This window comes from Paraburkholderia sp. Ac-20347, from assembly GCF_017104805.1.
Lineage (GTDB): Bacteria > Pseudomonadota > Gammaproteobacteria > Burkholderiales > Burkholderiaceae > Paraburkholderia > Paraburkholderia tropica.
In genome coordinates, this window is record NZ_JAAGPN010000387.1 from 1 (window position 1) to 5,597 (window position 5,597).

5 protein-coding genes and 1 pseudogene are annotated in these 5,597 nt (G+C 67.1%); 3 read left to right on the plus strand and 3 right to left on the minus strand.

Annotated features, from left to right (window positions below):
* Positions 1-1,498 (plus strand): phospholipase D family protein (locus G3N97_RS35905; RefSeq protein WP_205997562.1); only part of this gene is annotated, 1,498 nt, incomplete at its 5' end.
* A 277-nt stretch (positions 1,499-1,775) separates the two neighbouring features.
* Complete coding sequence (gene fumC / locus G3N97_RS35910; RefSeq protein ID WP_205997565.1) at positions 1,776-3,158, plus strand: class II fumarate hydratase; 1,383 nt, start codon at positions 1,776-1,778, stop codon at positions 3,156-3,158.
* 105 nt (positions 3,159-3,263) lie between these two features.
* On the opposite strand, the gene G3N97_RS35915 is transcribed toward fumC, so the two are convergent.
* The 3 genes from G3N97_RS35915 to G3N97_RS35925 all read right to left on the minus strand — a co-directional run bounded on the left by G3N97_RS35915 (position 3,264) and on the right by G3N97_RS35925 (position 5,282).
* A complete protein-coding gene (locus G3N97_RS35915) occupies positions 3,264-3,767 on the minus strand; it encodes an acyl-CoA thioesterase (protein WP_065061279.1) in 504 nt (167 codons plus the stop codon).
* A 222-nt stretch (positions 3,768-3,989) separates the two neighbouring features.
* The gene (locus tag G3N97_RS35920; RefSeq protein WP_205997563.1) at positions 3,990-5,018 is read right to left on the minus strand and encodes a helix-turn-helix domain-containing protein; all 1,029 of its coding nucleotides are present in this window, start codon (positions 5,016-5,018) and stop codon (positions 3,990-3,992) included.
* 120 nt (positions 5,019-5,138) lie between these two features.
* Complete coding sequence (locus G3N97_RS35925) at positions 5,139-5,282, minus strand: hypothetical protein (RefSeq protein ID WP_205997564.1); 144 nt, start codon at positions 5,280-5,282, stop codon at positions 5,139-5,141.
* A gap of 169 nt (positions 5,283-5,451) precedes the next feature.
* On the opposite strand from G3N97_RS35925, the pseudogene G3N97_RS35930 reads away from it, so the two are divergent.
* A pseudogene (locus tag G3N97_RS35930) lies at positions 5,452-5,597 on the plus strand (transcriptional regulator); the annotation flags it as partial.

The following is a 5,597-nucleotide window of genomic DNA, read 5'->3' on the forward strand; positions in this document are numbered from 1 at the left end:
CGCCACGCCGCTCGGCGCCGCGCTGGCCGCGCCCGAAGCCGCGCATCCGGACGAATCGGGCTTCCGCCTGCTGGCCACCGGCACCGACTCGCTGCAGATGCGCGTCGCGCTCGCGCGCGCGGCGACGAAGACGCTCGACATGCAGTACTACATCGCCAACGAGGACACCACCGGCAAGCTGCTGCTCGGCTCCGCGCTCTACGCGGCCGATCGCGGCGTGCGCGTGCGCATGCTCGTCGACGACCTGAACTTCCACGACATCGACCGCCTGATGGCCGCGCTCAACAGCCATCCGAACATCCAGATCCGCGTGTTCAATCCGTACGGCAGCACCAGCGAATCGATGTTCACGCGCACGCGCAACTTCTTCACGAACGTCGACCAGTTCACGCGCCGCATGCACAACAAGGCGACCATCGTCGACAACGAACTGGTGATCGTGGGCGGGCGCAATCTCGGCGACGAATACTTCAGCGCCAGTCCGACGCTGCAGTTCACCGATCTCGACGTGCTGGGCGCCGGTCCGGTTGCGCGCGCGGTCTCCGACAGCTTCGACGCCTACTGGAACAGCGCGGTCTCGTATCCGCTCTCCGTGCTCAATCATCAGAAGTTCGACGCGCACGACCTCGACACCGCGCGCGACGACCTGCGCCAGCACTGGCGCGACACCGCCGAGCCGTACAACGCGAAGCCGCTCAACGCCACGCCGCTCGCGCAGCAGATCACGCGCGGCGAACTCGGCCTCGTCTGGGCGAAGTGGCATTTCGTGGCCGATTCGCCGGAAAAGATCGCGGGCGCGCACGACGGCGACGAACACGGCCAGATGGGCGACGCGATGCGTTCGCTGCTCGACCAGATCCATCAGGCGAACCGCAGCGTGCTGGTGTTCTCGCCGTACTTCGTGCCGCACGAGGCGGGCGTGCAGGCGATCCGCGACCTGACCGCGCGCGGCGTGCGCGTGGCGATCCTCACCAACTCGCTCGCGGCCACCGACGCCATCGCCGTGCAGGCCGGCTACAGCCCCTACCGCGTGCCAATGCTGCAGGCCGGCGCCGAGCTTTACGAGTTCAAGCCCGTGCAGCCCGCGGGATCGCCGCAGCGGCGCTTCGGCATCGTCGGCTCGCAGTCGCGCGCGAGCCTGCACGCGAAGGCCTATGTGATCGACGACAGCACGCTCGTGATCGGCTCGCTCAATCTCGATCCGCGCTCGGCGAACCTGAACACCGAACTCGCGCTCTCGATCGACAGCGCGCCGGTCGCGCACGAGGTGACCGGCTATTTCGCGCTCGCCAGCTCGCCCAAGGCGAGCTATCGCGTCACGCTCGCCACGCCCGCGCAACTGGCGTCGATGCGCGGCAGCGCGATCTCGTCGCCGCTCGTCTGGACCGACGAGGAGGACGGCGCGATCCGCACCTACAACCTCGATCCTGGTGCGGGTTTCTACCGAAATCTGCTAACCGGGCTATTCTTGCTGTTGCCGGTCGACAACCAGCTCTGATCCTCAGCGTCTGATCTTCAGCGCGGGCGAGTCGGCCAGGCCTCGACGTCCGCCATCACAGCCAGCCGCGAGCGCCGCCCCGCCCCGCATGTGCGCATGCGCATGCCCCGGGGCGCGGCCCGCCCGCACCGGCCTCGCGCCGCGCAGCCACGCGCTGCGACGCCGTCGCCCAGCCATCACGCGGATCGAACCCGTCACGAAAGCGGCGCGCGCCTTCGATGCAGCGCCGCATCATTCACCGGAGTCACCCATGACCGCATCTCAAGACAACGTCCGCATGGAGCGCGACACGTTCGGCGAAATCGCCGTGCCCGCCGCGCAACTGTGGGGCGCGCAGACGCAGCGCTCGCTGCAGAACTTCCGCATCTCGACCGAGAAGCAGTCGCCGGAACTGATCACCGCGCTCGCGACGATCAAGCGCGCGGCCGCCGAAGTGAATCACGGCCTCGGCGTGCTCGACGAGTCCAAGGCGCGCGCGATCGTGCAGGCCGCCGACGAGATCATCGAAGGCAAGCATGCGGGCGAGTTCCCGCTCGCCGTCTGGCAGACCGGCTCGGGCACGCAGAGCAACATGAACCTCAACGAGGTGATCGCGAATCGCGCGAGCGAGATTCTCGGCGGCGAGCGCGGCGAGGCGCGCAAGGTGCATCCGAACGACGACGTCAATCGCGGCCAGTCGTCCAACGACGTGTTCCCGACGGCCATGCACGTCGCGGCCGCCGTCGGCATCGTCAAGCATCTGCTGCCCGCGCTGAAAACGCTGCGCGACACGCTCGCGGCCAAGTCGAAGCAGTTCGGCGACATCGTCAAGATCGGCCGCACGCACCTGCAGGACGCCACGCCGCTCACGCTCGGCCAGGAGTTCTCGGGCTACGTCGCGCAGCTCGATCACGGCATCAAGCACGTGGAAACCACGCTGCCGCATCTCTACGAACTCGCGCAGGGCGGCACGGCGGTCGGCACCGGCCTGAACGCGCATCCGCAGTTCGCGCACAAAGTTGCCGAATCCATCGCGAAGCTCACGGGCGTGCCCTTCGTCACGGCACCGAACAAGTTCGAGGTGATGGCCGCCGCCGACGCGCTCGTGTTCGCGCACGGCGCGCTCAAGACCGTGGCCGCGAGCCTCATGAAGATCGCCAACGACGTTCGCTGGCTCGCGAGCGGCCCGCGCTGCGGTCTCGGCGAACTGTCGATTCCCGAGAACGAGCCGGGCAGCTCGATCATGCCGGGCAAGGTGAACCCCACGCAGTCCGAAGCGCTGACGATGCTCTGCTGCCAGGTGTTCGGCAACGACGTGGCCGTGAACATCGGCGGCGCGAGCGGCAACTTCGAACTGAACGTGTTCCGCCCGATGATCGCGCACAACGTGCTGCAATCGATCCGCCTGCTCGCCGACGGCGCGCTGAGCTTCAACGATCATTGCGCGGTGGGCATCGAGCCGAATCGCGACCGCATCGACACGCTGCTCAACGAGTCGCTGATGCTGGTGACGGCGCTCAATCCGCACATCGGTTACGACAAGGCCGCGCAGATCGCCAAGAAGGCGCACAAGGAAGGCACCACGCTCAAGGCCGCCGCGCTCGCGCTCGGCCACGTGACCGAGCAGCAGTTCGACGAGTGGGTGAAGCCCGGCGAGATGGTCGGCAACCTGAAGGGCTGAGCGCAGACGCACGTGCAGAATAAGCCCTGAATCAAGGGCTGAAATGCAGAACGGGCGGCGAGGATCGAACCTCGCCGCCCGTTTTTTATTCCGCCATTGTGTGCGTCAGACTTCGCCCTTCGCCACTTCTTCCGGCTTCAGTTCGACGATCGCGTCGAGCGCTTCCTTCACGTCGAGCGCGTATTTCGCGAGGCGTTTCTGCTCGTCGGTTTCCGGCACGAAGGTCGGGACGGGAATCGGATTGCCGTTTTCGTCGACGGCCACGAACACGATCAGGCAATCGGTCGTCAGACGCAGCTGGCCGCTCTTCGGGTCGCCCGCGTGCACGGTGATGTGGATGTGCATCGACGTACGGCCCGTGGCCACTACGCGCGCGCGCAGCTCGACCATGTTGCCGACGAGGATCGGACGGCGAAAGCGGATATTGCCCACGCTCACCGTCACGCAATAGCGGCCCGACCAGACGGCCGCGCAGGCATACGCGGTTTCGTCGATCCACTTCATCAAGGCACCGCCGTGGACTTTGCCGCCGAAATTCACCGAGGTCGGTTCGGCAAGGAAGCGGAACGTCGTTTCCGAACGGTCCAGCGGCTGGGAAGGCGTACTCATATCGGCTCCGCTCGTGTGGGATTTTTTGCGCTTGCGCTGCGTGGAATCGTCGCAGCGATTCGTTTATAGGAGCGACCGATTATACGAGCGCAATAAGGCAACCGCAGCCGTGCTTTTGGTACGGATGTTTTGCAGATTCGTTGAAAACCCGGCGCGGCGCTTGTGCGGAAATTTCGCCGATATTTTGGGGATTTTTCGCGGATTTTCGTCTAAGCGCGCGCTTCACGCCGCCGAAAACCGCGCGCGATAGTCGACCGGCAGCACGCCATAGCGCCGCTCGAACGCGCGGCGCAGGTTCTGCTCGCTGCCGAAACCGCAGTCGGCGGCAATACGTTTGACAGGCCGACGCGATTGCGCGAGCGCGTGCGCGGCCGCTTCGATGCGCATCGCGGCCACAGTGCGCGCCGGCGTGCGCCCCACCGCTTCCACGTAACGGCGCGCGAACGTGCGCGGGCTCATGCGCGCTTCCTCGGCGAGCCGCTCCACGCTCAGCTCGACATGCAGATTCGCAGCCATCCAGCCGTGCAGCGCCTCGAACGCGCCGCCCGCCGCGCTCTGCGCTTCGAGCGTCTCGCTGAACTGCGCCTGACCGCCCGGACGCTTCATGAACACGACGAGTCGGCGCGCCGCCTGCATCGCGACCGCGTGACCGTAGTCCTCCTCGATCAGTGCGAGCGACAGGTCGATGCCCGCCGTCACGCCCGCCGACGTCCAGACCGCGCGGCCGTCACGCTCGTCGCGCAGCCAGATCGGCTCCGGATCGACATCGATTTGCGGATAGCGGCGCGCGAGCTGCGCCGCGTTGCGCCAGTGCGTCGTGGCGCGGCGACCGTCGAGCAAACCGGCGGCGGCCAGATAGAACGCGCCCGTGCAGACCGAGGCGACCCGGCGCGCGCGCGGCGCGGCGTCCGCGATCCACGCGACCAGCGCGGGATCGGGCACGGTCGTGTCGTCGATGGGAATGCCGGGGACGATCAGCGTGTCGATGGTGGCAGGGTCGATCGTATCGAGCCGCGCGGTGACGACGGGCAGGCCCGCGAAGGTCGGCAGCACGCCGCCCGCCAGCGAGGCGACGGTGACGCGGTAGGCGTGTGCTTCGGTTGATGAAAGCGTCGGCGATTGCCGTGCCGAGGCCGCGCGCACCGCCAGTTCGGCGCGCCAGAACGCCTCGACGGGGCCGCAGGCATCGAGCAGCACGAGTTCGGGCGCGACCGCGAAAACCACGTGCCGCGCGGAAGAGGAAAAAGTCATGGCGCCAACCTGCGACGTAGCCGGGAACGCACCATCATCGCATGGGCGCATGTGGCAGTTACGTCAAGCTGGCATCAATTTCTGCCAACGCGTCCGACGGCGAGAACGCGCGCAGAGCTCTCAGTTGCGAACCGAAATGCCTTGATCGATCGTGCCGTACATGGTGATGCCGCTCGCGCTGCTGCTCGCCGGCGTGCCGCCTGCGCAGGCCGCGCACAGCAGCGTGAGCGCGGCGAGCGCGCCAATGGCCAGAATCCGTTTCATGACTGCCTGCCTGCTTCGAGTGAGGATCCAATTTTAGCGCGCGGGCCCGAGGCGATTCAGTTTCGCGGGCGCAGCGATATTTCACGTCACGCTGAAACGTCGAATGTCGATGTTCGCTACAGTGAGGACATGGGCCGCCGCGCCCGCAACACACCGACAAGGAGCCGCCATGATCCTTCCCGCCAGCGACGACACCCAGCATTTCCCCGGCCTCGCCCGCGTCGCCGCCCTGCTCGCCGATCCCGGCCGCGCCGCCATGTTGTGGTCGCTGATGGACGGCAGCGCGCGCCCCGCCGGCGAACTCACGCTGATCGC